Origin of the sequence: Variovorax sp. efr-133-TYG-130, from assembly GCF_030208835.1 — a bacterium.
In the GTDB taxonomy this organism is placed as follows: domain Bacteria; phylum Pseudomonadota; class Gammaproteobacteria; order Burkholderiales; family Burkholderiaceae_C; genus Variovorax.
The window spans coordinates 468,623-493,203 of record NZ_JARVTD010000029.1; the positions used below are offsets into that span (position 1 = coordinate 468,623).

Genomic DNA, 24,581 nt, shown 5'->3' on the forward strand with positions numbered 1-24,581 from the left:
TGGGGAAATCCCGAAGGTGAACGCGAGGCCGGCGCGAACGATCCTTGCGGCACAAAGGAGACCTGCGATGAAAAGAACACACTCCGGGCTGCTCATGCTCGCCGGCGCGCTGCTGTGCCTGGGCGCATCGACGGCGGCCACGGCCCAGAACGCACAGGAGCGCGCAGCGGCCGCCACCGCGCGCGTCGACGGCAACTTCATACGCGCCAACGCGGCGCAGAAGAAAACCCCCGACTGGCCCAGCGTCGGCCTCGACTACTCGGAGTCGCGCTTCAGCAGGCTCGACCAGGTGAACACCGGCAACGTGAAGGACCTGGGGCTGGTCTGGTCATACAACCTCGAGTCGACGCGCGGCGTGGAGGCTACGCCACTGGTGGTGGACGGCATCATGTACGTCACCGCCTCGTGGAGCGTGGTGCACGCCATCGACACCCGCACCGGCCAGAAGCTGTGGACCTTCGATCCGCAGGTCGACAAGTCCAAGGGCTTCAAGGGTTGCTGCGACGTGGTGAACCGCGGCGTCGCCATCCATGAGGGCAAGGTCTACGTGGCCGCCTACGACGGGCGCCTGATCGCGCTCGACGCCGCCACCGGACAGAAGGTCTGGGAGAAGGACACGCTCGAAGGCCAGAAGGGCAGCTACACCATCACCGGCGCGCCGCGGGTGTTCAAGGGCAAGGTCATCATCGGAAACGGTGGCGCCGAATACGGCGTGCGCGGCTTCGTCACCGCCTACGACGCGAAGACCGGCGACCAGAAGTGGCGCTGGTTCGTGGTGCCCGGCGACCCGAGCAAGCCCTTCGAAGACGCTTCCATGGCCAAGGCCGCGAAGACCTGGGACCCGAGCGGCAAGTACTGGGAAGCCGGCGGCGGCGGCACCGCGTGGGACAGCTTCGCCTTCGACCCCGAGCTCAACCTCATGTACGTGGGCACCGGCAACGGCTCGCCGTGGTCGCACAAGGCGCGCAGCCCAAAGGGCGGCGACAACCTCTACCTGGGCTCGGTGGTGGCGCTCGACCCCGACACCGGCAAGTACAAGTGGCACTACCAGGAGACGCCCGGCGACAACTGGGACTACACCTCCACCCAGTCGATGATCCTGGCCGACATGAAGCTGGACGGCAAGCCGCGCAAGGTGCTGCTGCATGCGCCGAAGAACGGCTTCTTCTTCGTCATCGACCGCACCAACGGCAAGTTCATCTCGGCGAAGAACTTCACCGAAGTGAACTGGGCCACCGGCTACGACAAGAACGGCCGCCCGATCGGCGTGGCCGCCGCGCGCGACGGCACCAAGCCCAACGACGCCATCCCCGGCCCCTTCGGCGCGCACAACTGGCACCCGATGTCGTTCAACCCGCAGACCGGCTTCGCCTACCTGCCGGCGCAGCACGTGCCGATCAACCTGATGGACGACAAGGACTGGAAGTTCAACGAGGACGTGCCGGGCCGCCCGCATGCGGGCCTGGGCTGGAACCTGGCCAAGTTCGCCAACGTGGAGCCGCCCAAGAGCAAGCCCTTCGGCCGTCTCGTGGCCTGGGACCCGGTGGCGCAGAAGGAAGCCTGGGGCGTGGACTATGTGTCGCCCTGGAACGGCGGCACGCTCACCACCGCCGGCAACCTGGTGTTCCAGGGCACGGCCGACGGCCGCCTGCTCGCCTACAACGCCAAGACCGGCGAGAAGCTCTGGGAAACGCCCACCGGCACCGGCGTGGTAGCGGCACCGTCGACCTACATGGTGGACGGCAAGCAGTACGTGTCGGTGGCGGTGGGCTGGGGCGGCGTGTACGGCCTCGCGCAGCGCGCCACCGAGCGGCAGGGGCCGGGCACCGTCTACACCTTCGCGGTGGGCGGCACGGCCAAGATGCCGGACTTCGTGCAGTACCGCATGGACAAGCTGGTGCAGGGCGTCAAGTACGACCCCGCCAAGGTCCAGGCCGGCACCATGCTCTACGTGAGCAACTGCGTCTTCTGCCACGGCGTGCCGGGCGTGGACCGCGGCGGCAACATTCCCAACCTCGGCTACATGGACGCGGCCTACATCGAGAACCTCGACAAGTTCATCCTCAAGGGCCCGGCCATGTCGCGCGGCATGCCCGACTTCACGGGCAAGCTCTCGGGCGAGGAGATCGAAAGCATCAAGGCGTTCATCCAGGGGACGGCGGACGCGATCCGGCCCAAGTAGCGGGAGCGCTCAGCCCGCGAGCCGCAGCTCCTGGATCAGCCCGGCCACGTTGCTCACCTCCAGCTTGTCGTAGATCGACTGGATGTGATTGCGCACCGTGGCCGGCGAGCGGCTCAGGATGGTGGCGATGTCCTTGTGCGTGTCGCCGCGCGCCAGCAGCTCGGCAATCGTGCGCTCGCGCGGCGAGAGGCTGTCCGCGCGGCAACGGGTGCGGCTCTTCAGGAACAGCAGGCGCTGCTCGACGTGGTGCGTCACCACGATCCCGTGGCCGCCGTAGCGGGTGTGCCCCTCCAGGAAGTGCTTCAGCAGCGGCGCGGGCAGCGTGCGCCCGTGCCACGCGGGCCACTCCGCATTCAGCGCGGCTTCAAAGAGGCCGTCGGCGTGATACAGCACGCCGCGCAGGTCGCCGATGGCCGAGCCGCATGCCGGCGGCCCGCCGGGTTCCAGCCGGTCCAGGTGCACGATGCGGTTGAGCGCCAGCGCCTGCATCACGTGCGGCATCAGGCTGGCGAGCAGCTGGCGTTCGTCTTCGGTGCCCTGGGCGTCGGGGTCCGCCCGGAACAGGCTGACCCAGTGCACGAAGTCGGTCTGCCGGTTCGCGTCGGAGCTGATGAAGAAGTTGGCCTGCTCGAAACGCCGGCCGTAGTCGCGCAATTGCGACTGGTCCGGCCGGTGGAACCATGCGTCGGCGTTGAACGCGAGCGTCGAGGTCGGCCGCTTCCCCACTTCCACCGCCGCGGTGTCGAGGTGCTTGACCTCTTCATAGGCGGTGAGCATTTCCGCCGGCTGGTTGTGCAGGTGGATGGTGTGGATGTCGATGCCGCTGGAAGTGCTGGTGGCCGTGCCCCACATCGACGAGTCGAAGGGCAGCACCGGCTTGATGAGGTCGAGCGCGGCGTCCTGGAATGCGTCTATCGGCAACTCGTGCGATAGCCGGTAGAGCTGCAGCAGCAGCGTGCTGAAGTCTTGCAATGCGACCGGTTTTTTCATCTGGCCTTTTTTCCCTCGCTCCCGCGCAGCGCGCATCCCATGTTCTGGTGGTTTCCGTGGCCCGCTCGAAAGTTACCCCGTCGCGGCGTTTCAAGAATGGTGCATTTGCATCATTTGTTTCCACAAAAGTGAAAGCTATGGTTTGCGGAACCTCCGGTCAAGCGAGGTCCAACCCCTTGGAGAAGAACCAGACATGCCCGCATTCATCCAGAAAATTCCCGTTGCCCTGTCCGCTGTGACGCTCGCGCTTCTCGGCGCGTGCGGCGGCGGTGGAGGGGGCGGCGGCGGCATCGGCGGCTTGCCGGTTTCGCTCGGCGGCGGCCAGCAGCCCGCCGCCCCTGCCGCCGACACCACGGCCCCTGCCACCACGCTGAGCGGCACGGTCGCCACCGGCGCCGCCTTCGCGGACGCGGCGCTCACCGTGTTCGACCAGACCGGCGCCAAGGTCTGCGAAGTGAAGGTCTCGGCCGAAGGCGCCTACAGCTGCACGCTGCCCGCCGGCACCAAGGCGCCGCTGGTGATCCAGGCCGTGCGCGACGACCTCACGCTCTACAGCACCACCGCCAGCACCGCCACCGGCACGACCAACGTGACGCCGCTGACCACCATCGTGGTGGCACAGCTCGCGCCCAACGGCGACCCGTCGAAGCTGGCCGCCGCCATCCAGGCCGACCCCGGCGCCGTGACCGCAGGGGCGATCACCGACCAGGTGAAGAAGCTCGTGTCCGCGCTGCAGCCGCTGCTGGATGCGCTCAACATGAGCATCGACCCGATGAGCGGAGAGTTCAAGGCCGACGGCACCGGGCAGGACCGCGTGCTGGACACGATCAACGTGTCGGTGCGCCCCGACGGCGCGGCCGCCAACATCGAGATCACCGTCAAGGCGCAGCCGGCCGGGGACGACAGCCCGCCGGTGTCCATCGTGTTCCGCAGCGGCGACGCCACCATCGCGCCGCTGCCGGCGGTCGACGCCGCCGCGCTCGTGCAGCCGCCCACGCCGGCCATGGTGCAGGAGCTGCTCGAGCGCATCAACGCCTGCTATGCGCTGCCGCTCGCGCAGCGCGTGGACAGCACCATCAACGGCGACGGCAACGCCTTCGGCACGGCGGCCAACGTGGTCGCGCCGGCCTGCCGCAGCCTGTTCGTGGACGACAACCCGGCGAGCTACGTCTCGGCCGGCGGCGCGACCATCGGCCGCGACAGCAGCGGCGCGCGCCGCCCGTTCGAGAGCCTGTTCCGCACCGGCCCCACCAACCTGAAGCACGACCGCGGCAACTTCGAATACTTCTATCCCAACGGCGACATCGCACTGACCTACCGCTGGACCGACGTCGTGGGCAACACCGACAACGACGTCTTCAACGCGAAGATCGTGGGCGGTGCGCTCAAGCTCACCGGCAGCAGCAACCCCTACCGCGCCTTCGTGCGGCCGCAGCTGGAAATGAAGGACTACCTGAAGCACCCGAACCTCGTCTACCGTTCGACCGGCTACGCCCTGAACGTGGACAACGTTCTCGAGCAGGGCAGCTCGAAATTCTCGAAGGTCGTGGTGACCAGCAGCGCGCTGGGCGACCGCGAGCTGGTACTGGTGCCGCGCACCGGCCTGTCCACGCTCGTCCTCACCTCGGACGGCACCGCCACCGGCTCGCCGCTCAGTTCGTCCGCCTGGCGCATGGCCACGCGCTTTGCCGACCCGGCGCAGCAGGGCGACCCGAGCAGCTTCGAGACCGGCAACCTGTTCGCCTCGCCCCAGTTCACCGACACCCAGCTGCGCGCGATCCCCGACCAGACGGTCTGGCGACTGGAGTTTTTCCACGCCGCCGGCGGCAGCAACGTGGTGCAGTACGTGCGCACCTTCTCGCGCGCGCCGAGCATGGCCGAAGCCGTGCAGGTGCCGCTGGTGGAACTGGCGCCCGCGCTGCGCGCCGAACTGCTCCAGGAAACGCAGGGCGTGGATCGCGGCATCGTCTTCCCGGCGCCGATCCCTTCGGACCCCGGCGCCAACAACATCGACTTCAGCGCCGAAGGCAACCTCGACGGCTGGGTCGTTCCCGAAGGCGCGCTCGCACCCACCACGTTCATCGCCAGCGGCCGCGGACCCAACAACAACCGCTTCAACGATTCGGTGACGCTGCGCACCACGGCACGCAAGGCCGTCATCTATTGCCAGCCCGTGAACACGCCGTCCGACAACCACTGCACGCAGGTGGGCCCCAATGCCTACCAGTACGCGCAGAACAGCTCGGTCAGCACCTTCATCTTCACGGCGCGCACCGCGCGTCAGGTCGACCAGCGCAAGAGCTTCGAGGTGTGGCGGGTCGCGCCCTGATCCCGCCGCTCGCGCCATGAGAAAAAGCCGCCGGTCCCGAAGGGCCGGCGGCTTTTTCATTGGTTCCGGAAGCGGAAGGCGATCAGTCGGCGTACACGCCGGCGGCCTTGATGATCGGGCCCCACTTGGCGATCTCGGCCGAGACGAACTTCTTGTGCTCGGCGGGCTCGGTGCGGCTGTCGGTGGTGATCACCGCGCCCAGCGCTTCTTCACGCTTGATGAAGCCCGGGTCCTTCATGGCGGCCTTGATGGCTTCGTTGAGCTTCTTCAGCACCGGCGCGGGCGTGCCCTTGGGCGCGTACACGCCGTGCCAGATCGTCACTTCGAAGCCCTTCAGGCCCGACTCGTCGAGCGTGGGCAGGTCCTTCAGCGCCGGGGTGGTCAGGCGCTTGGCCGTGGTCACCGCATAGGCCTTGACCTTCTTGGCCTCGATCTGCGACGTGGTGTTGGTGGTCTGGTCGCACAGCAGGTCGATCTGGCCGCCCAGCAGGTCGGCGATGGCCGGGGCCGTGCCCTTGTAGGGCACGGGCGTCATCTCGACCTTGATCGCGCTCTGGAACAGCAGGCCGCACAGGTGCGACGCGGCGCCCAGGCCGGCGTTGCCCAGGTTGATCTTGCCCTTGTTGGCGGCGATCCAGGTCGTCAGTTCCTTGTAGTTGTTGGCGGGCAGGCCGGGCTTGCCGATCAGCGTCATCGGCACTTCGTTGACCATGCCGAGGTATTCGAAGTCGGTCTCGACGTTGAAGGGCAGCTTGCGGTAGAGCGCCGGCATCGTCGACATGCCGATGTGGTTCAGCAGCAGCGTGTAGCCGTCGGGGTTGGCGCGCGCCACCTTGGCGGTGCCGATGGAACTGCCCGCGCCCGCGGTGTTGTCCACCACGATGGTGGTGCCGAGCGTCTTCTGCATGGCTTCGGCGAGGTCGCGCGCCACCCGGTCGGTCGGGCCGCCGGCCGCGAAAGGCACCACGAGCGTGACGGTCTTGTTCCCGGGGAAGTCCTGGGCGTGAACACCGGCTGCTGCGGCGGCAATCGCCGCGAGGGCGAACAGTTTCTTCATTTCGTCTCCGAGAGGGGTAAAAAGGCCGCGATCTTAAGGGCTGACTGCAAGCTGACCTATACCCAATAGCCCTTATGGGGGAAGCACGATCCGCCCCTTGCCGGTGCATGCCGGGGACGGGTGCGCGCCTGAAATCGGCCGCCCGTCGAACTGTCCGACAGGCGGAGCCGGCGCCGGACGATGCGGCCGCCGCACGCAGGCCCTAGGGTGAACCTTCATTGCCGGTTTTTTTCACCCCAAAGGAGATTCACACATGCCCATCACCTCGTCTTCCCTCGACGGAATGAAGGTCGCCATCCTCGTGTCGGACGGCTTCGAGCAGGTCGAGATGACCGAGCCGCGCAAGGCGCTCGACCATGCCGGCGCGCAGACCCTGATCGTCTCGCCGGTCGAAGGCCGCGTGCGCGGCTGGAACCACCACGACCCCGCCGACAGCTTCGAGGTCGACGTACCGCTGCAGGGCGCGAAGCCCGAAGACTTCGATGCCCTGCTGCTGCCCGGCGGCGTGGTCAACCCCGACACCCTGCGCATCGACGAGAAGGCGGTCGCGTTCGTGCGCGCCTTCGTGGAGGCGGGCAAACCCATCGCGGCCATCTGCCACGGGCCCTGGACGCTGATCGACGCGGGCGGCGTGAAGGGCCGCAAGATGACCTCGTGGCCGTCGCTGCAGGCCGACCTGAAGAACGCGGGCGCCAGCTGGAGCGACAAGGAAGTGGTGGTCGACCAGAGCCTCGTCACCAGCCGCAAGCCCGACGATCTGCCGGCTTTCAACCGCGAGATGACGAAGGCATTCGAGATCGCGCACGAGGCGTCGATTCACTGAGTTCCTGCGTGGCCGCATCGGCCGTGGGGCCGGTGTAGCGCGCACGCGGGCGGATCAGCTGGCCGCTGGCCTGCTGCTCCAGCACGTGCGCCGTCCAGCCGACGGTGCGCGAAAGCGCGAACAGCATGAGCGGCGCGCCCGGCGGCAGCTTGTGTACCGCCGCCAGCGCTGCGAGCGCGAAGTCGACGTTCACTGCGTCGCCGAGCAGCTTCTCACCGACATCGCGCAACTCGCGGAATGCCGGCGGCAGTTCGATGTTGGCCAGAAGCGCGCGGCAACGTGCATCGCCGTCCGGATAGAGCGGATGCCCGAAGGCGGCCAGCGGCCGGTCGTGCGCGAGCCATTCGCGCACCGCCGCTTCGGTGCCGATGGCCGCCGCGCTGCGCATCAGCGCCTGTACCGCCGCGGAGGCGCCGCCGTGCAGCGGGCCCGTCAGGGTCGAGAGTCCGGTGAGCAGGCAAGCCGCCACCGACGCGCCGGTCGACGCCGTCACGCGTGCCGCGAAGGTCGACGCATTGAGTTCGTGGTCGGCCAGCAGCACCAGCACGCGGCGCAGATCGTCGGCGGCGCGCGGGCGGCGCCATGCCGAGGCCAGCCGCATGTGCAGCGGCATGGCGCGCGCGGGTGCGGTGCCCAGCAATGCATCGGCCAGCGCGCCGATCGCTTCCGCAGCCTCGGCCTGCAGCACGTTGCGTGACCGGCCCCGCGCGGGCAGGTCGGTGGCGGCGCGCGCCGCCAGCGCGAGCAGGCCGGCCTGGAGCGGCGACGAATTGCCTTGCAAGGCTACCGGCACGGCGGAAGCCGGAAAGTGCGGCGGCGCGCTTTCCCAGAGCAGCCCCGCCACTTCCTCGAGCGTGGCGTGTTCCGACAGCGCGCAGGCGTCCTGCCCCCGGTACAGCAGCCGGCCTTCGGCCACCGTGGACACAGCCGAAGCCAGCACCGGTTCGCCCCACTGGATGGCTTCGCTCGCCACCGCCTCGCTGCTGCGGCGGCCCCGTGCGCGCGCGGCGATGCGTTGCACGTCGTCGCGGTGGTAGAGGCTGCGGCGCGGGTCGGCGGCATCGGGCTTGGCGCGGATGCGGCCGCGGCTCACGCTCGCATAGAGCGTCTGCGGGCGCACCTGCATCAGTTCGAGGACTTCGGCGGCCGGCAGCCACAGCGGCGCGGTTCTCTTGGTTGTCATGTTGACAGAATAGATCAAGATTGACGTCAATATCCATCGGGCCAGAATCAATGTCATCGTGTCAACCCAGGAGTAAAGAGCGATGAACAATGACGATGGCAGCCTCGAAGGCGTGGTGGCCGCGCATACCGTGCTGTCCGAGGTGGACGGCGAGGCCGGCCGGCTCGTGATCCGCGGGCATGCGCTGGACGAGATCGCGCAGCGCTGGCGCTATGAAGACGTGGTGGGCCTGCTGTTCGAAGGCTTCTTCGACACGCTGCCCGCCGCCGAAGCCCTGCGCACCGCCATCGGCCGCGCGCGCCGCGAAGCCTTCGAGCGCCTGCAGCCCAACGACGACGCCGTGCTGCGCCGGCTGCCGCCCATCGAGGCCGTGCGCGCGCTGCTGGCACGGCTGCCGGACGGCGACGACCTGCCGACCGCGCTGCGCCTGGTGGCCGCGCCCGCCGTGTACACCGCCGCGGTGATGCGCTGGCGCCTGGGCGTGCAGGCGCTCGCACCCGACGAGGCACTGCCGCACGCCGCCGACATGTTGCGCATGCTGCATGGCCGCGCGCCCACGCCGGCGCAGAGCGCCGCGCTCGACACCTACCTCGTCACCGTGTGCGACCACGGCCTCAACGCCTCGACCTTCGCGGCGCGCGTGGTCGCATCGACCGGCGCCGGCCTGGCCTCGGCGGTGATCGCCGGCATCAGCGCGCTCAAGGGGCCGCTGCACGGTGGCGCGCCCGGCCCGGTGCTCGATGCGCTCGACGCCATCGGCAGCGCCGGCAACGCCCGCGCATGGCTGGAGCAGGCCGTGGCCGAGGGCCAGCGGCTGATGGGCTTCGGCCATCGCATCTACCGCGTGCGCGATCCGCGCGCCGATGCGCTCAAGGGCGCGCTCGGGCGGCTCGGCAAGGAGGGCAGCGTCAATGCCGCGCGATTCGCGCTGGCCGAGGCGGCGGAGCAGGCCGCGCTGGCCATCCTGCGCGAGAAGAAGCCGGGCCGCGCGCTGGAGACCAACGTGGAGTTCTACACCGCGCTGCTGCTGGAGGCGCTGGGCTTCGGCCGCGAGAGCTTCACCTGCGTGTTCGCGGCCGGCCGCGTGGGCGGCTGGGTGGCGCATGCGCGCGAGCAGGTGAAGAAGGGGCGGCTGATCCGTCCGCAGTCGGTGTACGTGGGGCCCGAGCCCGAGGAGGCGGGCGAAGCCGCACTCGCGCACTGAGCCTACAGGGCGCGGGCGCCGTCATCCGATACGCTCGCTTTGTTCCTCGCATGCCACGGCATGCGCAATGCAAAGCGAAAGTATTCCCCCATGACGGCGACCTCCCTCCATCCCCCGACGCACGAGTCCGCACGGCGACTGCCGCGCGACCTCGCGCTCGTCACCGTGGCCATCGATGCCGTCATGGTGCTCGTCAACCTGGCCGTGCAGCTCGCCCCCGATACGCCCGAGGGCGCGCAGATGCGCGGCACCTACGCGCTGCCGGGCGTGTGGATCCCGATGGTGTGCAGCATCGGCATGGCGTGGGTGCTGGCGGCGGCGCTGGCCTGGAGCCACGGGCGCAATGCGCTGGAGAAGCGCGGCGTCGACAGCGTCTCGCGGCTCGCGCGGCCGCGCCTGCGCTATGCCGCCGCCTACCTGGTAGTGCTGCTGCTCAACTTCTATGCGCTGAGCCCGCTGCTGTACGAGGTGCAGTTGCTCTTCATGCCGGGCGGCCGCCTGCACGAGGCTGTCGAGCCGGCTTCCATTCGCACGGTGATGGCGGTGTTCGTGTTCCTGCAGTCCATCGCGCAGTTGATCGTGCTCGTGCTGGGCGTGTGGGCCGCGGCGTGGGTCGCGCTGCGCGCCGGGCGTGCCGCGCGGCTTGAGCCTGCCGCCGAAGCGCCGGGCAGTGTGGAAGACCTGGACGGTGCGTCGCCGCGCCGCGCGGTGGCGCTGGTGGGCGCCGCGATGTTCGCGGCGCTGCAGATGTGGGGCGGCGTGGCCATGAGCCGCTGGAGCTCGATGGGGCGCGGCGTGGACGGCCCCGAGCTGCTCTTCGCCTGGATGGTGCCGCCGCTGGTGGTCTTCGCGCTCGCGTTCTGGGGCGGCTGGCTCGGCGCCGCGCCGGGGCTCGCCAGGGCGCGTCCGTTCAGGGCCGTGGCCGCTTCGGTGCTGGCCTTCGTGCTGGTGCAGGTGAGCTGCATCGTCATCGCCATCGCGTGGCTGTACATCGCGTCGAGCACCTCCGGACTCAACGGCCTCGGAGGGCTCATCGGCTTCGTGCTGGCGTTCGCGCTGGTCTACGCGATACACGTGGTGATGCTCATGCGCGCCGCCACGCGCTGGCTGTACCGCCGCTACTTGTAGCTGCGCGCGTCCTCGATCACCTTGCCGTCGTTGGGCAGCTCGCCCGCGCCCACCACCACGACTTCGCCGCGCAGCTTGGTCACTTCGCGTATCGCGTCGCCAACGCGCGCCTGCAGCCCCTGGGGCACGGCGCCGTCACATTCGAGCTGCAACGTCATGCGGTCGTCGCCCATCTCGCCGGACACCACCAGCCGCGCGCGCCGCGCCTCGGGAAAGCGCCGCAGTATCTCGGCCACCTGCGAGGGATGCACGAACATGCCGCGCACCTTGGTGGTCTGGTCGGCCCGGCCGAGCCAACCCTTGATGCGCTTGTTGGTGCGGCCCGTGGGGCAGGTGCCCGCGAGCACCGCCGACAAGTCGCCGGTGCCGAAGCGCACCAGCGGATAGTCGGGGTTGAAGGTGGTGACGACGATTTCGCCGACTTCGCCGTCGGGCACCGGGTCTCCGGTGCCGGGCCGCACGATCTCGACCAGCACGCCCTCGTCGATCACCAGCCCTTCGCGCGCGCTGGTCTCGTAGGCGATGAGGCCCAGGTCGGCCGTGGCGTAGCACTGCGTGCCCTTCACGCCATGCGCGGCGATCCAGTCGTGCAGGCTCGGCGGAAAGGCTTCGCCGGAGACGAGTGCCTTGGTGAGCGAGGGCAGCTTCAGCCCTTTCTCTTCGGCCTTCTCCAGCAATATCTTCAGGAAGCTGGGCGTGCCTGCGTAGCCTTCGGGCTTGAGGTCGGCCATGGCTTCGAGCTGCTGTTCGGTCTGCCCGGTGCCGCCCGCGAAGACGCTGCAGCCCAATGCGTGCGCGCCGCTTTCCATGATGGAACCGGCAGGCGTCATGTGATAGCTGAAGCTGTTGTGGATCAGCTCGCCACCGCGAAAGCCCGCCGCATGCAATGCACGAGCGGTGCGCCAGTAGTCGCGCGCTTCGCCCTCGGGTTCGTAGATGGTGCCGGGGCTCGCGAACACGCGGGGCATGCGCGGGCCGCGTGCGATCGATGAGAACCCGCCGAAGGGGTCGTCGGCGCGGCGGGCTTTCTGCAGTTCGAGCAGTTCCGATTTGCGGGTGACGGGCAGTCTGGCGAGTGCTTCGCGCGTGGTGATGTCGGCGGGCTTGACGCCGTCGAGGATTTTCGCGAACGCGGGTGCGGCGCTCTGGGCTTGCGCGATCTGCCTGGGCAAGGCGGCCAGCAGGTCGCGTTCGCGTTCGGCGGGGTCACGGATTTCTAGCTTGTCGTAGTGGTCGGTCATGTCCGTACCCTTCAATCTGTTCAGTTCAGTTCTTTACCGAGCGGTGTTTGTTCGGGGCGTGTGCACAGGCCGTCGGGTACTCCCCTCCGCGAATGTCCCCCGGGGCTGCGCCCCTCCTCCTTTATTTCGCTGCGGGGAGCACCCGACGCCCTGTGCACGACGAGCGCTGCTGTCGTGCTGGCTGATCAACAGGTGCTCTGAACGATCAGGCCGATGGGGTGCCTTGCGCAGCGAAATAAAGGAGGAGGCCGCAGGCCGGGGGACATTCGCGGAGCAAGGCACCCCATCGGCCTGATCGCGCGCCGAATGCACTCTCAAGCCAGCCACCTCTTGCGCCGCTTGTAGCTCTTCACGTCCCGGAAGCTCTTGCGGTCCGCGCCGCCCACGCCAAGGTAGAACTCCTTCACGTCCTCGTTCTCGCGCAGGCTCTTCGCCTCGCCGTCCATCACGATGCGTCCGTTCTCCAGGATGTAGCCGTAGTCGGCATAGCGCAGCGCCATGTTGGTGTTCTGCTCGGCCAGCAGGAAAGTCACGCGCTCCTTGGTGTTGAGGTCTTTCACGATCTCGAACACCTCCTCCACGATCTGCGGCGCGAGACCCATCGAAGGTTCGTCGAGCAGCACCATCGTCGGGTTGGCCATCAGCGCGCGGCCGATGGCGCACATCTGCTGCTCGCCGCCCGATGTGTAGGCCGCCTGCGAAGTACGCCGCGTCTTCAGCCGCGGGAAATATGCGTACACCTTCTCCAGCGTCTGCTGCACCGCGGCCTTGCCGTCGGTGCGCGTGTAGGCGCCGGTCATCAGGTTCTCTTCGATCGTCAGGTGCGCGAAGCAGTGCCGGCCTTCCATCACCTGGATCAGCCCGCGCTTGACCAGCTCCGCAGGCGACAGCGCCTCGATGCGCTCGCCGCGCAGCTCGATGGTGCCCTTGGTGACGGCGCCGCGTTCGCCCGCGAGCAGGTTGCTCACCGCGCGCAGCGTGGTCGTCTTGCCCGCGCCGTTGCCGCCGAGCAGCGCCACGATGCCGCCGTCGGGCACCGTGAGCGAGACGCCCTTGAGCACCAGGATCACGTGGTTGTAGATGACCTCGATGCCGTTGACGTTGAGGAGGATGTTGGGTTCGCTCATGGTGTGGTCCGAAGCATTCGAAAGAACAACAGCGCAGTTCTTTCGGATGCCCGCTCGGCCATCCTCCCTTCAGGGAACACCGCGGAACCGGCTTTGCCGGGCCGCAGGTGTTGCCCCCTGGAAGGGGGTTGGCGAAGCGACACGAAGTGCGCGAAGACTGGGGGTTAGCTCAAGACTGGCAGTCGGCCGCTTCGCGGCGCGTCAGCTTCTTCTCCGTTGCGTACTTGTCGGCCGCTGCCTTGGCCATCGGCTTGATGATCTGGTCGTCGGCCTGGTACCAGTCGGGCGCGATGTTCCACTTGGCGCCGTCCCAGGTTTCCATGCGCGCCCAGGTCGAGCCGATGTGGTCCTGGCACGAGGTGCTCACCGGGCGCATCACGCCGGCGAAGCCCAGCGCGTCCAGCTTCTTCTGGTCGAGCGCCAGGTTCTCCAGGCCCCAGCGCACCTGCTCGCCGGTCATGACCTTGCCCTTGCCGAAGCGCTCCTGCGCGCGCCGCACCGCCTCGACGCCGAGCATCGAGATGATCGCGCCGCGCGTGTACAGCACCGAGCCCACTTCTTCCTTCGGACCCGTGCCCTGGCCCTTGTCGTGCACCTGCTTGATGATGTCCTGGATCACCTTGTTGTCGGGACCTGAACCGTTCAGCGCCAGCGCGTTGTAGCCCTTGGCGTTGGCGCCCACGTCCTTCACGTCGGGCTCGGCGCCGGCCCACCACACGCCGTACATCTTCTCGCGCGGGTAGCCGGTGGCCACGGCCTCTTTCAGCGCGGTCGAGTTCATCACGCCCCAGCCCCACAGCAGCACGAAGTCGGGGCGCTGCTGGCGCACCTGCAGCCAGGCCGACTTCTGCTCCACGCCCGGCGCCGTCACCGGAATCAGCGACAGGTCGAAGCCGTGCATCTTCGCGCGCTCCTGCAGCAGCGGAATCGGCTCCTTGCCGAAGGGCGAGTCGTGGTACACGAGGGCGATCTTCTTGCCCTTGAGCTTGTCCATGCCGCCTTCCTTCTTGCCCAGGTGCTGGATCAGGATGTCGGCCGCGGTCCAGTAGGAGCCCATCAGCGGGAAGTTCCACTTGAAGACGCCGCCGTCCTGCGAGGCCGCGAGGCCGTAGCCCAGTGTGACGAGCGGGATCTTGTCGGTGGGCACCTTGTCGGTCAGCGCGAAGGTGATGCCGGTGGCCTGCGGGTCGAACAACGCAACGCCGGGGCGGCCCTTCAGGCGTTCGTAGCATTCCACGCCCTTGTCGGTGGCGTAGCCCGTTTCGCATTCTTCAAAGGTGATCTTCACGCCGTTGATGCCGCCTTGCGCGTTCACCAGCTTCAGGTAGTCCTGCTTGCCGTTGGCCCAGGGCGTGCCGTTGGGCGCGTAGGGGCCGGTGCGGTACACCAGCAGCGGGAAGAACTGTTCCTTGGCCTGCGCCTGGGCGACCGATGGCGCGAGCATGGCGCCGAGGGTGCTGGCCACCAGGGCGGCGGTCAGAGCGAGCGATTTCAGTTTCATGCCTGTCTCCTTTTGTGGGCACCTCGGTGCCGGGTTTTTACGAACGGGAACTCTCGAAACGGATCAATGCGGGAAGGGCCACAGCCGCAGCTTCTCCTTGGCCGTGGACCACAGCCGGGCCAGCCCGTGCGGCTCGACGATCAGGAAGAACACGATCAGCGCGCCGAAGATCATGGTCTCCAGGTGCGAGGCCAGCGCGGTCGAAATCGAGAAGCCCAGCCACGCCGGCAGCTGGTTCAGGAACAGCGGCAGCAGCACGATGAACGCGGCGCCGAAGAAGCTGCCCATGATCGAGCCGAGCCCGCCGATGATCACCATGAACAGCAGCTGGAACGATCGGTCGATGCTGAAGGCCGCCGGCTCCCACGCCCCCAGGTGCACGAAGCCCCACAGCGCGCCCGCCACGCCGACGATGAAGCTGCTCACCGCAAAGGCCGTGAGCTTGGCGTACACCGGGCGGATGCCGATCACCGCGGCGGCCACGTCCATGTCGCGCATCGCCATCCACTCGCGGCCGATGGCGCTGCGCACCAGGTTCTTGGCCAGCAGCGCGAACACCACCACGAAGGCCAGGCAGAACAGATACTTCTGCACCGGCGATTCGATCGGCACGCCGAACACGTTGAGCCCCGCCACGCTCACAGAGCCCGACGAAGAATTGTTGGTGAACCACTGGATGCGCAGGAAGGCCCAGTCGGTGAAGAACTGCGCCGCCAGCGTGGCCACCGCAAGGTACAGCCCCTTGATGCGCAGGCTCGGAATGCCGAACAGCACGCCGATCACCGTGGCGCACAGGCCGCCCAGCAGCAGCGACGCGATGAGCGGCATGCCCTCGATGCGCACCTGGAAGTTGTAGGCCGCATAGGCGCCCACCGCCATGAAGGCGCCGGTGCCCAGCGAGATCTGGCCGCAGTAGCCCACCAGGATGTTCAGCCCCAGCGCCGCGAGCGAAAGAATCAGGAAGGGCGTGAGGATGGCGCGCATCCAGTAGTCGGACACGCCCAGCGGCACCACCACGAACGCCACGAGCAGCAGCACCAGGATCGCGATGCGGTCCTGCGCGATCGGGAAGATCTGCTGGTCGGCCCTGTAGCTCGACTTGAACTGGCCGTTTTCTCTGTAGAACATCGCTCAGACCCGATCGATGATCTTCTCGCCGAACAGCCCCTGGGGCCGGACGAGCAGGAAGACCAGTGCAAGAACATAGGCAAACCAGATCTCGATGCCGCCACCGAGCATGGGGCCGAGATAGATTTCGGACAGCTTCTCGCCCACCCCGATCAGCAGGCCGCCGATGATGGCGCCCGGTATCGAGGTGAGCCCGCCGAGGATCACCACCGGCAGCGCCTTCAGCGCCACCAGCGACAGCGAGAACTGCACGCCCAGCTTCGACCCCCAGATGATCCCGGCCACCAGCGCCGAGAAGCCGGCCACCGACCACACGATCACCCAGATGCGCTTGAGCGGAATGCCGATCGACTGAGCGGCCTGGTGGTCGTCGGCCACCGCGCGCAGGGCGCGGCCGGTAGCCGTCTTCTGGAAGAAGATGGCCAGCACCACCACCAGCCCGGCCGCCACCAGCGCGGCGATCAGGTCTTCCTGGCTCAGCAGCAGGCCGCCCTGGAAGGTGCCTTCGAGCACCATCAGCGGTTCCTTGGGCATGCCCACGTCGATCTTGTAGATGTCGTTGCCGAACAGCGTCTGGCCCATGCCGTCGAGGAAGTAGGCGATGCCCAGCGTGGCCATCAGCAGCGTGATGCCTTCCTGGTTCACCAGCTTGCTGAGCGCCAGCCGCTCGATGAGCCAGGCGACCACCACCATCACGGCCATGGCCGCGACGAAGGCCAGGATGTTCGCGAGGATCTGGCTCTGGAAGCCGAACCACTGCGGGAACCATTCGGAGAAGCGCGCCATGGCCAGCGCGGCGAACAGCACCATCGCGCCCTGCGCGAAGTTGAAGACGCCGGAGGCCTTGTAGATCAGCACGAAGCCGATGGCGATCAGCGAATAGAGCATGCCGACCATGAGGCCGCCGAAAAGGGTTTCGAGGAAAAAGCCCATGGTCAGTTTCTTTCTTGTTTTTCTCCCTCCCCGTTCGGGGGAGGGTTCGGGTGGGGGCAGGCGGCGTATCCAATGGGCGCTCCGCGTGTCCCCATCCCAGCCTTCCCCCAGCGGGGGAAGGAGCAATGCTTCAAGGCGATGGTTGTCATGGCGTCAGTGCTCCACGCCGAGGTATGCCCGGATCACGTCATCGTTGTTGCGCACCTCATCGGGCGTCCCGTCGCCGATCTTCTTGCCGTAGTCCAGCACCACCACGCGGTCGGAGATGTCCATCACCACGCCCATGTCGTGCTCGATCAGCACGATGGTCGCGCCGAACTCGTCGTTCACGTCGAGGATGAAGCGGCTCATGTCCTGCTTCTCTTCCACGTTCATGCCGGCCATGGGCTCGTCCAGCAGCAGCACCTGCGGCTCCATCGCGAGCGCGCGGCCCAGGTCGACGCGCTTCTGCAGGCCGTAGGGCAGGCGGCCCACGGGTGTCTTGCGGTGCGCCTGGATCTCCAGGAAGTCGATGATGTGCTCGACGAACTCGCGGTGCCGCAGCTCCTCGCGTTCGGCCGGGCCCCAGCGCAGCGCCTGGGCGAACAGGCCGCTCTTCATCTTGAGGTTGCGCCCGGTCATGATGTTGTCGAGCACGCTCATGCCCTTGAACAGCGCCAGGTTCTGGAAGGTGCGCGCCACACCCATCTCCGCCACCTGGCGCGAGTTCATGTGCTTGAAGGTCTGGCCGCGGAAGGTGATGGAGCCCTGCTGCGGCCAGTAGACGCCGTTGATGCAGTTCAGCATCGAGCTCTTGCCCGCGCCGTTGGGGCCGATGATGGCCCGCACCTCGTGTTCGCGCACGTTGAAGCTGATGTCCGTCAGCGCCTTCACGCCGCCGAAGCTCAGGCTGATGTTCTGCACGTCGAGGATGACCTCGCCGGTCTTCCTGGTGCTCATGCCGCCGCCTTCACGATGATGGGGAAAGTCTTCGCATCGACGACTTTCAGCGTGGCGCTCACCGTGCCCGTGCGCCCGTCCTCGAACTTGACCTGGGTCTCGATGTACTGCTCGGTCCTGCGGCCATAGAGCGCATCGACCAGCACCGCGTATTTCTCGGCGATGAAGCCGCGGCGCACCTTGCGCGTGCGGGTCAGTTCGTCGTCGTCGGGGTCCAGCTCCTTGTGCAGCACCAGGAAGCGCGCGATCTGCGTCTCGCCCATGCCGTCCTCGGCCGCGAGGTCGGCGTTGACCTTGCCGATGCATTCGGCCACCAGCGCCAGCACGTCGGGCTTGCCGGCCAGGTCGACGTAGCCGCCGTAGGCCAGCCCGCGCCGCTCGGCCCAGTTGCCCACGGCCTCGTAGTCGATGTTGATGGCCGCGCACACTTCGTCGCGGCCGTTGCCGAAGCACACGGCCTCCTTGATCTGCGGGAAGAACTTGAGCTTGTTCTCGATGTAGTTGGGCGCGAAGATCGCGCCGCTCACGAGCCGGCCCACGTCCTTGGCGCGGTCGATGATGCGCAGGTGGCCTTCGCTGTCGAGCACGCCCGCGTCGCCGGTGTGGAAGTAGCCGTTGGCGTCGAGCACCTCGGCGGTGGCGTCGGGGCGCTTGTAGTACTCCTTGAGCACCGACACGCCGCGCACCAGCACCTCGCCGTCTTCCGCGATCTTCAGCTCGATGCCCGGCGCGGCGGTGCCCACGGTCTGCAGCTTGACCTTGCCGTCCTGCTGCAGGCACACGTAGGCGCAGGTCTCGGTCTGGCCGTAGAACTGCTTCAGGTTCACGCCGATGGAGCGGTAGAAGCGGAACAGGTCGGGCCCGATGGCCGCGCCAGCCGTGTAGGCCACGCGGATGCGGCTCATGCCCAGCACGTTGCGCAGCGGGCCGTAGATCAGCAGGTTGCCCAGCGCGTACATCAGCCGGTCGCCGGCGCCCACCGGCGCGCCGTTGAGAATGTCCGCGCCCACGCGCTGCGCGAGCGCCATGAACTTCGCATACAGCCAGCGCTTGGGCGCGGCCGCGTCTTCCATGCGGATCGACACGGCGGTGAGCAGGCCTTCGAAGGTGCGCGGCGGGCCGAAGTAATAGCTCGGGCCGATCTCGCGCATGTCGTTCATCACCGTCTCGGCGGACTCGGGGCAGTTGAGCGTGAAGCCGCCCACCAGCCACTGCGCCACCGAGAACAGGTGGTCGCCCACCCAGGCCATCGGCAGGTAGCTCATGATGTTGTCGCCGGGGCCGAGCCGGTCGGTCTCCACGCCGCCGCGGCCCGCCGCGATGAAGCTCGCATGCGTCTGGCACACGCCCTTGGGGCGGCCGGTGGTGCCGGAGGTGTAGAGGATCACGCCCACGTCCGTCGCCTCGCCGCTGGCGACCGCGCGGTCGTAGTAGCCCACGTTGGCCTTGTCGAACTCGCGGCCCAGCGCGCGCAGCTGCTCGTAGCTCATGAGCCCGGGCTGGTCGTAGTGGCGCAGGCCCTTGGGGTCGTCGTAGATGATGTGGCGGATGGCCGGCAGCTTGCCCTGCTGGATCTCGCGGCACTCGAGCAGCTTGTCGACCTGCTCCTGGTCTTCGGCGATCACGAACTCGATGCCCGCGTCCTGCAGCATGAAGACCATCTCGCCGGCCACCGCGTCCTGGTACAGCGGCACCGGCACGCCGCGCAGGCTCTGCGCGGCGATCACCGCCATGTACAGGTGCGGCCGGTTGGCGCCGACGATGGCCAGGTTGTCCAAGGCCTTGAAGCCCAGGCTCGCCAGGCCGCAGGCCATTTCGCGCACTTCCTGCGCCACGGCGTTCCAGGTCCAGGTTTGCCAGATGCCGAGATCCTTCTCGCGCACGGCGGGCGCCTCGGGTCGGGCCTCGGCATGCTCGAGCATCAGGCGGGGGAAGGTGGGGGCGGTTGTTTGCACAGTGGGCGGATCGTAGGTCTCACTTTGACGCCCGGTTGTCGTTCCAACGACAATCCTAGGGACACTACTCCCCGGAGTTTCCCGATGCCTCGCGGCAACCTCAACCACAACAACGTGCTCGGCGGTTCGATCAAGGACCGCGTGCGTCCGGCGAACGCCGCCGAGCTCGACGGCATTCCCTGGCTGCCCACGCTCACCCCCGCCGAACGCCGCCGCGCCGAGGCCACGCTGGTGGTCGGCGAAGCGGAGCCCGGCGACCTGGTGTGCCGCGTTGGCCGCTCGCCCACCTACTGGTTCGGCGTGGTCGAGGGGCTGCTGAAGATGAGCAACGACAACGCCGACGGCGGCTCCGTCACCTACACCGGCGTGCCGCCCGGCGGCTGGTTCGGCGAAGGCACGGTGATGAAGCGCGAGCCCTACCGCTACAACATCCAGGCGCTGCGCCGCAGCCTCATTGCGGGCCTGCCGACCGAGAGCTTCCACTGGCTGCTCGACCATTCCATCGGCTTCAACCGCTTCGTGATGAACCAGCTCAACGAGCGGCTCGGCCAGTTCATCGCGGCGCTGGAGATCGACCGGCTCAACAACCCCGACGCCCGCGTGGCGCGCAACCTGGTGTCGCTGTTCAACCCGGTGCTGTACCCCGGCGTGGGCGAGGTGTTGCGCATCACGCAGCAGGAGCTGGCCTACCTGGTCGGCCTGTCGCGCCAGCGGGTGAACGAGGCGCTCAACGGCCTGTCGGCGCAGGGGTTGATCCGCGTGGAGTACGGTGGCCTGCGCGTGCTCGACCTGCCGGGCCTGCGCGCCACCGCGATGTCGAACAAGAAGAACATCCAACCCTCCGCGGAAACGGAAACCTCATGACGCTCAAAGACCAGATACAGATCGTGCCCGCGAATGCGGAGGCCGCGTTCATCCCGCCCCCGGAGCAGCCGAAGAAGCCCGAGGCCGAAGCGGCCGGGCCGACGCTCGAAGAGGCGCTCGCGCGCAACGAGCAGCTGGCCGAAAAGCTCGAGGAACTCGATGCGGTGCTGGCCAAGCCGCTCAGCGAAATCCTCGCCGACCGAGAGAAGGCCGAGGAAACCGCGCTCGCATGGGACCGCTTCGGCGCCATGTGGATGCTCTCGCAGCGCGCCATGCGGCGCGTGGCGCTCGACCTTGCGGCGCAGCTCGGCGTGAGCGAGGAAGAGGTCGTGGCGCGCGCCATGGCCAACGCCAACGCGGTGCTCAACGGCGCGGACGAAGTCGACCTGGGCGGCACCGTCGCGCCCGCGCAGCTGCAGCACATCGCGCGGCATCGCAACTTCCTGCGCAAGCAGTTCCGGACCGGTTGAGCCGCGAGGCTTTTCAATACCCCTTAATCTCCCCGCCTCCTTTCCAGAAAGACCACTCTCCGATGACCGCTTCCCAACTCACCCTCATCACCGGCGCCTCGCGCGGCCTGGGCCAGGCCATGGCCCTGCAGCTGCTGCAGGCCGGCCACACGGTGCTCGGCATCTCGCGCAAGCAGTCGCCCGAGCTGGCCGAAGCCGCCAAGGCCGCCGGCGCCGAACTCGTGCAATGGGAGCAGGACCTGTCCGATCCGGTGGCTGCATCGGAGCGCGTGTCGGCATGGCTCAAGACCGTCGACGCGCAGCGCTTCGACAGCGTCACGCTCATCAACAACGCCGGCACCGTCGGCAACCCGGCGCCGCTGTCGCGTGCCGTGGAGGCCGAGCTGTCGCTGGCCCTGCGCATCGGCCTGGAAGCGCCGATGCTGCTGACCGCCGCGTTCCTGGGCGCGACGCGCGAATGGCGCGGCGTGCGCAAGGTGCTCAACATCTCGTCGGGCCTGGGCCGCAACGCGATGGGCAGCCAGGCGCCCTACTGCGCGGCCAAGGCCGGCATGGACCACTTCTCGCGCGCCGTGGCGCTCGAAGAAGCGAACGCACCCAACGGCGCGCGCATCGTCTCGCTCGCGCCCGGCGTGATCGACACCGACATGCAGGTGCAGCTGCGTGGCGCCTCGGCCGACAAGTTCCCCGACCGCACGCGCTTCGAGAAGATGAAGAACGAAGGCATGCTCGACAGCCCCGCCACGGCTGCTGCGAAGGTGCTGGGCTACCTGGCGCGCGAAGACTTCGGCGCCAAGCCCGTGGCCGACGTGCGCGATCCGGCCTGAAACCTGGGACACCCAAGCCATGGCCACCGCCAAGTCGATCGACACGCTCGAATACAAGCTCTTCCCCTCGCCGAGGAACGTGCACCGCATCGTCTTCGAGCATCAGGTCTTCGTGCCCTACCCGTACGCGCTGATCGTGATGGACGAGTTCTACTTCAAGGGCCGCTACAGCCTGTTCTCGGCCTGCAGGATGAGCGACGGGAAGATGGGGCAGGTGGCGACGTTCGAGCTCGAATCGGACGTGGCCATCTTCAACAGCAAGTTCGTGCCGGACTGAGTCTTCGGTATTTCTCCCTCCCCCGGAGAGGGAAGGAGCAAAAGCCCGCTCACTGCATCGCGAACCTGTCGCGCTGCGCCTGCGCGCACTCGCCCATCACGCGCAACGCCCGCTCCACCGTCGGCGTGCCCATCACGAAGGGGTTCGGCGCGCCGGCCGGCTGGTTCCGCAGCGCGGCCATCTTGGCCTGCGAGCTGTCGACGTTCGAATGGTTCGACAGCATCACGTCGATGTTCTGCGCCTTCACCAGCGAGTCCATGCGCCGCGTGGACGCGATGTAGCTGTCAAGCCGCTGCATGTCCTTGCCGAAGTTGAAGCCCGTGCCGCCCCAGAGCATGGCCCGGTGCTTCCTGCCGTTCTCGCTCACCTCGAACACCGGCGAGAGCGTGCCCATGGTGTGGCCCGGCGTGAGGTACAGCGTGACGGTGGTGTCGCCCAGGGTGATGCGTTCGCCGTCCTTCGCAGAGATGTCGCCCGCGCCGCGCCTGGGCGGCGCGCCCCAGATGGGCGTGGCGAATTCGAGCTTGGTCTCGGTCATCGTCCAGTCGGCGTCGCTCATCACCACGCGCGCGCGGTACTTCTGCGCGAGGTAGGGCGCGCCGCCATAGTGGTCGCCGTGGCCGTGCGTGACGACCACGTACTTGATCTGCGCCGGGTCCAGGCCCAGCTTGCGCATGCCGCCTTCTATGAGCGCGGCTGCTTCCACCTGGTTGTTGAGCGCATCGATGAGGATGATGCCGTCCGAGGTCTTGATGGCCCACGCGCTGACCCAGTCGGCGCCCACGAAGTACAGGTTGTCGAAGGCCTTGGCGGGCGGCGGTGCCGGCTTGTTGATGAGCAGGGGGAGGCCCCTGTCGAGCTCTTCCTGCGGCGGACGCGTGGCGGGGGCGGGCTTGCACAGCGAGAGCAGGGGCCCGAGGTCGGTGCCCGCGGCCTGCGTGGCCGCCGCGACGTGCGCCGCCACTGTTGCGTCGGAAGGCTTCTGCGCGGGTGTCTGCGCGCAGCCCTGGACGAGGGCGACAACCGCCGCCAGGGCGGCTGTCTTCAGGGGAAAGGAAGGAACCATCGGTGTCTCCATGCCGTCGTTGCGGCTTGTTCCGGAGACACCATTCTGCGACGCCCAGTCTTATTCGATTGTCGCGCCCGAGGCTTGCACGATGCCCTTCCACTTTTCGTAGTCGGTCTTCAGCAGCTTGCCGAACTGCTCCGGCGTCATGCTTTGCGGCTCGGCGCCCTGGGCGATGATGGCTGCCTTCATTTCAGGCGTGGCCAGCAGCTTGTTGACTTCGGCATTGAGCGTGGCCACCACGTCCTTGGGCGTGCCGGCCGGCACGAACAGGCCGTACCAGGTGCTCACGTCGAAGTCCTTGTAGCCCAGCTCGGCCACGGTGGGCGTGTCGGGCAGCGAGGTGCTGCGCTTGGCCGAGGTCACTGCCAGCGGCCGCAGCTTGCCCGCCTTGATCTGTGCCATGGCCGAGGGCACCGACGACACCATCAGGTCGACGTTGCCCGCCAGCACGTCCATCATGGCCGCGTTGGAGCCCTTGTAGGGCACGTGGCGCATCTTGATCTTGGCCGCGCCGTTGAAGATCTCGCCGGCCAGGTGGATGGTGGTGCCGTTGCCGGGCGAGCCGTAGGTGATGGTGTCGGGCGCGGCGCGCGCGGCCTTCACCACGTCGTCGAGCGTCTTGAACTTGGAGTTGGCCTGCGTGACGATCACCACCGGCGTGTAGGCCACGTGGGCCACAGCGGTCAGGTCCTTCACGGGGTTGTAGCTCAGGTTCTTGTAGAGCCAGGGCGCGACGACCATGTTGTCCTTCTGGCCCATCACGATGTCGTAGCCCGTGGGCGCGGCGCGCGCTGCCTCGGCGATGCCGATGGTGCCGCCGGCGCCCGCGCGGTTGTCGGGCACCACGGTCCAGTGGTTCACCTCGGTGAGCTTCTGCGCGACCAGGCGCGCCAGGATGTCGGTGCCGCCGCCGGGCGGGAAGGGCACGATCATGCGGATCGGCTTGGCGGGGTAGGCCGCGGTCTGTGCGTGGGCGAGGGGGGCCGTGAAGGCCAGCGGGAGTGCCAGCGCGATGGCCAGCGTGCCGAGGTGTCTGCGGATCATGGTTGTCTCTTTGTGGGGAGCGAAGCGGATCGGGGTTGCAGTCGCATTGTCTTCACTGCACCGGGGGTGCAGTGTGCCGGAAGCGGTGTGCCGGGGGTTTTCGCGATTCGCGATGGGACCCGTATCGGCTCGCGCTGGCTCGGAAATGGAGCGGCCCCCATGCCGAGGATGGCATGGGGGCCGCGTGCTTCAGGGGCCGGCCGGGCGGCCGGCGATGCGTCAGCCGAAGTTCTTCTCTGCGAATTCCCAGTTGGTCAGCTTGGCCAGGAAGGTTTCGACGAACTTCGGGCGCAGGTTGCGGTAGTCGATG

General features: G+C 67.9%; 21 protein-coding genes and 1 pseudogene. 9 read left to right on the forward strand and 13 right to left on the reverse strand.

Translation table 11 applies throughout. The features are described from left to right. The first annotated feature begins 67 nt into the window (after nt 1-67). The gene (locus QRN67_RS25125) at nt 68-2,182 is read left to right on the forward strand and encodes a PQQ-dependent dehydrogenase, methanol/ethanol family (protein WP_106936492.1); all 2,115 of its coding nucleotides are present in this window, start codon (nt 68-70) and stop codon (nt 2,180-2,182) included. A gap of 9 nt (nt 2,183-2,191) precedes the next feature. Here QRN67_RS25125 and QRN67_RS25130 read toward each other — a convergent pair whose 3' ends face one another. Further along, nucleotides 2,192-3,172 (reverse strand): helix-turn-helix transcriptional regulator, encoded by a 981-nt coding sequence (locus QRN67_RS25130; RefSeq protein WP_285414038.1) that lies wholly within the window; start codon nt 3,170-3,172, stop codon nt 2,192-2,194. A 193-nt stretch (nt 3,173-3,365) separates the two neighbouring features. Here QRN67_RS25130 and QRN67_RS25135 point away from each other — a divergent pair, with 193 nt between their 5' ends. Continuing rightward, nucleotides 3,366-5,501 carry a carboxypeptidase regulatory-like domain-containing protein gene (locus QRN67_RS25135; RefSeq protein ID WP_285414039.1) on the forward strand — a complete coding sequence of 712 codons (2,136 nt, stop codon included), beginning with the start codon at nt 3,366-3,368 and terminating at the stop codon, nt 5,499-5,501. 82 nt (nt 5,502-5,583) lie between these two features. Here the strand turns inward: QRN67_RS25135 and QRN67_RS25140 are convergent, their stop codons facing one another. Further along, nucleotides 5,584-6,558 carry a tripartite tricarboxylate transporter substrate-binding protein gene (locus QRN67_RS25140; protein ID WP_081267459.1) on the reverse strand — a complete coding sequence of 325 codons (975 nt, stop codon included), beginning with the start codon at nt 6,556-6,558 and terminating at the stop codon, nt 5,584-5,586. A 253-nt stretch (nt 6,559-6,811) separates the two neighbouring features. On the opposite strand from QRN67_RS25140, the gene QRN67_RS25145 reads away from it, so the two are divergent. After that, nucleotides 6,812-7,381 (forward strand): type 1 glutamine amidotransferase domain-containing protein, encoded by a 570-nt coding sequence (locus QRN67_RS25145; protein WP_285414041.1) that lies wholly within the window; start codon nt 6,812-6,814, stop codon nt 7,379-7,381. On the opposite strand, the gene QRN67_RS25150 is transcribed toward QRN67_RS25145, so the two are convergent. Beyond that, complete coding sequence (locus QRN67_RS25150) at nt 7,326-8,564, reverse strand: citrate synthase (RefSeq protein WP_285414042.1); 1,239 nt, start codon at nt 8,562-8,564, stop codon at nt 7,326-7,328. The two genes, QRN67_RS25145 and QRN67_RS25150, sit on opposite strands and share 56 nt — an antisense overlap. 82 nt (nt 8,565-8,646) lie before the next feature. On the opposite strand from QRN67_RS25150, the gene QRN67_RS25155 reads away from it, so the two are divergent. Together QRN67_RS25155 and QRN67_RS25160 are read left to right on the forward strand one after the other, a co-directional pair. Further along, nucleotides 8,647-9,768, forward strand: coding sequence for a citrate synthase/methylcitrate synthase (locus QRN67_RS25155; RefSeq protein WP_081267461.1), 1,122 nt, complete (start codon nt 8,647-8,649; stop codon nt 9,766-9,768). 90 nt (nt 9,769-9,858) lie between these two features. Then, the gene (locus tag QRN67_RS25160) at nt 9,859-10,896 is read left to right on the forward strand and encodes a hypothetical protein (RefSeq protein WP_285414043.1); all 1,038 of its coding nucleotides are present in this window, start codon (nt 9,859-9,861) and stop codon (nt 10,894-10,896) included. Here the strand turns inward: QRN67_RS25160 and QRN67_RS25165 are convergent. From QRN67_RS25165 to QRN67_RS25195, 7 genes are all read right to left on the reverse strand, one after another. Continuing rightward, nucleotides 10,887-12,137 carry a phenylacetate--CoA ligase family protein gene (locus tag QRN67_RS25165; protein ID WP_285414044.1) on the reverse strand — a complete coding sequence of 417 codons (1,251 nt, stop codon included), beginning with the start codon at nt 12,135-12,137 and terminating at the stop codon, nt 10,887-10,889. The genes QRN67_RS25160 and QRN67_RS25165 overlap by 10 nt on opposite strands. A gap of 314 nt (nt 12,138-12,451) precedes the next feature. Next, nucleotides 12,452-13,264, reverse strand: a complete 813-nt coding sequence (locus tag QRN67_RS25170; protein ID WP_081267464.1) for an ABC transporter ATP-binding protein — start codon at nt 13,262-13,264, stop codon at nt 12,452-12,454. Between the two features lie 169 nt (nt 13,265-13,433). Then, nucleotides 13,434-14,765, reverse strand: a complete 1,332-nt coding sequence (locus tag QRN67_RS25175) for an ABC transporter substrate-binding protein (protein ID WP_285414045.1) — start codon at nt 14,763-14,765, stop codon at nt 13,434-13,436. Nucleotides 14,766-14,828: 63 nt separating this feature from the next. Then, nucleotides 14,829-15,893 carry a branched-chain amino acid ABC transporter permease gene (locus tag QRN67_RS25180; RefSeq protein WP_081267466.1) on the reverse strand — a complete coding sequence of 355 codons (1,065 nt, stop codon included), beginning with the start codon at nt 15,891-15,893 and terminating at the stop codon, nt 14,829-14,831. A gap of 3 nt (nt 15,894-15,896) precedes the next feature. Beyond that, nucleotides 15,897-16,826 (reverse strand): branched-chain amino acid ABC transporter permease, encoded by a 930-nt coding sequence (locus QRN67_RS25185; RefSeq protein WP_285414046.1) that lies wholly within the window; start codon nt 16,824-16,826, stop codon nt 15,897-15,899. Between the two features lie 153 nt (nt 16,827-16,979). After that, nucleotides 16,980-17,765, reverse strand: coding sequence for an ABC transporter ATP-binding protein (locus tag QRN67_RS25190; protein ID WP_081267468.1), 786 nt, complete (start codon nt 17,763-17,765; stop codon nt 16,980-16,982). Beyond that, nucleotides 17,762-19,720 (reverse strand): AMP-dependent synthetase/ligase, encoded by a 1,959-nt coding sequence (locus QRN67_RS25195; protein ID WP_285414047.1) that lies wholly within the window; start codon nt 19,718-19,720, stop codon nt 17,762-17,764. Before QRN67_RS25195 ends, QRN67_RS25190 begins: the two co-directional genes overlap by 4 nt. Nucleotides 19,721-19,804: 84 nt before the next feature. On the opposite strand from QRN67_RS25195, the gene QRN67_RS25200 reads away from it, so the two are divergent. The 4 genes from QRN67_RS25200 (at nt 19,805) to QRN67_RS25215 (ending at nt 22,158) form a co-directional block, all read left to right on the forward strand. Next, nucleotides 19,805-20,584, forward strand: coding sequence for a Crp/Fnr family transcriptional regulator (locus tag QRN67_RS25200; RefSeq protein WP_081267470.1), 780 nt, complete (start codon nt 19,805-19,807; stop codon nt 20,582-20,584). Continuing rightward, nucleotides 20,581-21,054: a hypothetical protein gene (locus QRN67_RS25205; RefSeq protein ID WP_106936500.1), complete on the forward strand. Its 474-nt coding sequence runs from the start codon at nt 20,581-20,583 to the stop codon at nt 21,052-21,054. The genes QRN67_RS25200 and QRN67_RS25205 overlap by 4 nt, the downstream gene beginning before the upstream one ends. Nucleotides 21,055-21,116: 62 nt before the next feature. Next, on the forward strand, nt 21,117-21,881 hold the full coding sequence (locus QRN67_RS25210) for an SDR family NAD(P)-dependent oxidoreductase (RefSeq protein ID WP_285414048.1): 765 nt from the start codon (nt 21,117-21,119) through the stop codon (nt 21,879-21,881). A 19-nt stretch (nt 21,882-21,900) separates the two neighbouring features. Continuing rightward, nucleotides 21,901-22,158: a hypothetical protein gene (locus tag QRN67_RS25215; RefSeq protein ID WP_081267473.1), complete on the forward strand. Its 258-nt coding sequence runs from the start codon at nt 21,901-21,903 to the stop codon at nt 22,156-22,158. Nucleotides 22,159-22,207: 49 nt separating this feature from the next. Here QRN67_RS25215 and QRN67_RS25220 read toward each other — a convergent pair whose 3' ends face one another. From QRN67_RS25220 to QRN67_RS25230, 3 genes and pseudogenes are all read right to left on the reverse strand, one after another. Then, a complete protein-coding gene (locus QRN67_RS25220) occupies nt 22,208-23,224 on the reverse strand; it encodes an MBL fold metallo-hydrolase (RefSeq protein WP_285414049.1) in 1,017 nt (338 codons plus the stop codon). Nucleotides 23,225-23,284: 60 nt separating this feature from the next. After that, the gene (locus QRN67_RS25225) at nt 23,285-24,271 is read right to left on the reverse strand and encodes a Bug family tripartite tricarboxylate transporter substrate binding protein (RefSeq protein ID WP_081267475.1); all 987 of its coding nucleotides are present in this window, start codon (nt 24,269-24,271) and stop codon (nt 23,285-23,287) included. Between the two features lie 219 nt (nt 24,272-24,490). After that, nucleotides 24,491-24,581 (reverse strand): annotated as a pseudogene (locus QRN67_RS25230) (superoxide dismutase [Fe]); the annotation flags it as partial.

What these genes read in the sequence shown, in the direction of transcription:
- QRN67_RS25150 (WP_285414042.1), bottom strand. Translation starts at nt 8,564, where the DNA reads ATGACAACCAAGAGAACCGCGCCGCTGTGGCTGCCGGCCGCCGAAGTC.
- QRN67_RS25220 (WP_285414049.1), bottom strand. Translation starts at nt 23,224, where the DNA reads ATGGTTCCTTCCTTTCCCCTGAAGACAGCCGCCCTGGCGGCGGTTGTC.
- QRN67_RS25225 (WP_081267475.1), bottom strand. Translation starts at nt 24,271, where the DNA reads ATGATCCGCAGACACCTCGGCACGCTGGCCATCGCGCTGGCACTCCCG.
- QRN67_RS25130 (WP_285414038.1), bottom strand. Translation starts at nt 3,172, where the DNA reads ATGAAAAAACCGGTCGCATTGCAAGACTTCAGCACGCTGCTGCTGCAG.
- QRN67_RS25165 (WP_285414044.1), bottom strand. Translation starts at nt 12,137, where the DNA reads ATGACCGACCACTACGACAAGCTAGAAATCCGTGACCCCGCCGAACGC.
- QRN67_RS25125 (WP_106936492.1), top strand. Translation starts at nt 68, where the DNA reads ATGAAAAGAACACACTCCGGGCTGCTCATGCTCGCCGGCGCGCTGCTG.
- QRN67_RS25155 (WP_081267461.1), top strand. Translation starts at nt 8,647, where the DNA reads ATGAACAATGACGATGGCAGCCTCGAAGGCGTGGTGGCCGCGCATACC.
- QRN67_RS25160 (WP_285414043.1), top strand. Translation starts at nt 9,859, where the DNA reads ATGACGGCGACCTCCCTCCATCCCCCGACGCACGAGTCCGCACGGCGA.
- QRN67_RS25210 (WP_285414048.1), top strand. Translation starts at nt 21,117, where the DNA reads ATGACCGCTTCCCAACTCACCCTCATCACCGGCGCCTCGCGCGGCCTG.
- QRN67_RS25135 (WP_285414039.1), top strand. Translation starts at nt 3,366, where the DNA reads ATGCCCGCATTCATCCAGAAAATTCCCGTTGCCCTGTCCGCTGTGACG.
- QRN67_RS25170 (WP_081267464.1), bottom strand. Translation starts at nt 13,264, where the DNA reads ATGAGCGAACCCAACATCCTCCTCAACGTCAACGGCATCGAGGTCATC.
- QRN67_RS25180 (WP_081267466.1), bottom strand. Translation starts at nt 15,893, where the DNA reads ATGTTCTACAGAGAAAACGGCCAGTTCAAGTCGAGCTACAGGGCCGAC.
- QRN67_RS25140 (WP_081267459.1), bottom strand. Translation starts at nt 6,558, where the DNA reads ATGAAGAAACTGTTCGCCCTCGCGGCGATTGCCGCCGCAGCAGCCGGT.
- QRN67_RS25200 (WP_081267470.1), top strand. Translation starts at nt 19,805, where the DNA reads ATGCCTCGCGGCAACCTCAACCACAACAACGTGCTCGGCGGTTCGATC.
- QRN67_RS25215 (WP_081267473.1), top strand. Translation starts at nt 21,901, where the DNA reads ATGGCCACCGCCAAGTCGATCGACACGCTCGAATACAAGCTCTTCCCC.
- QRN67_RS25190 (WP_081267468.1), bottom strand. Translation starts at nt 17,765, where the DNA reads ATGAGCACCAGGAAGACCGGCGAGGTCATCCTCGACGTGCAGAACATC.
- QRN67_RS25185 (WP_285414046.1), bottom strand. Translation starts at nt 16,826, where the DNA reads ATGGGCTTTTTCCTCGAAACCCTTTTCGGCGGCCTCATGGTCGGCATG.
- QRN67_RS25145 (WP_285414041.1), top strand. Translation starts at nt 6,812, where the DNA reads ATGCCCATCACCTCGTCTTCCCTCGACGGAATGAAGGTCGCCATCCTC.
- QRN67_RS25205 (WP_106936500.1), top strand. Translation starts at nt 20,581, where the DNA reads ATGACGCTCAAAGACCAGATACAGATCGTGCCCGCGAATGCGGAGGCC.
- QRN67_RS25175 (WP_285414045.1), bottom strand. Translation starts at nt 14,765, where the DNA reads ATGAAACTGAAATCGCTCGCTCTGACCGCCGCCCTGGTGGCCAGCACC.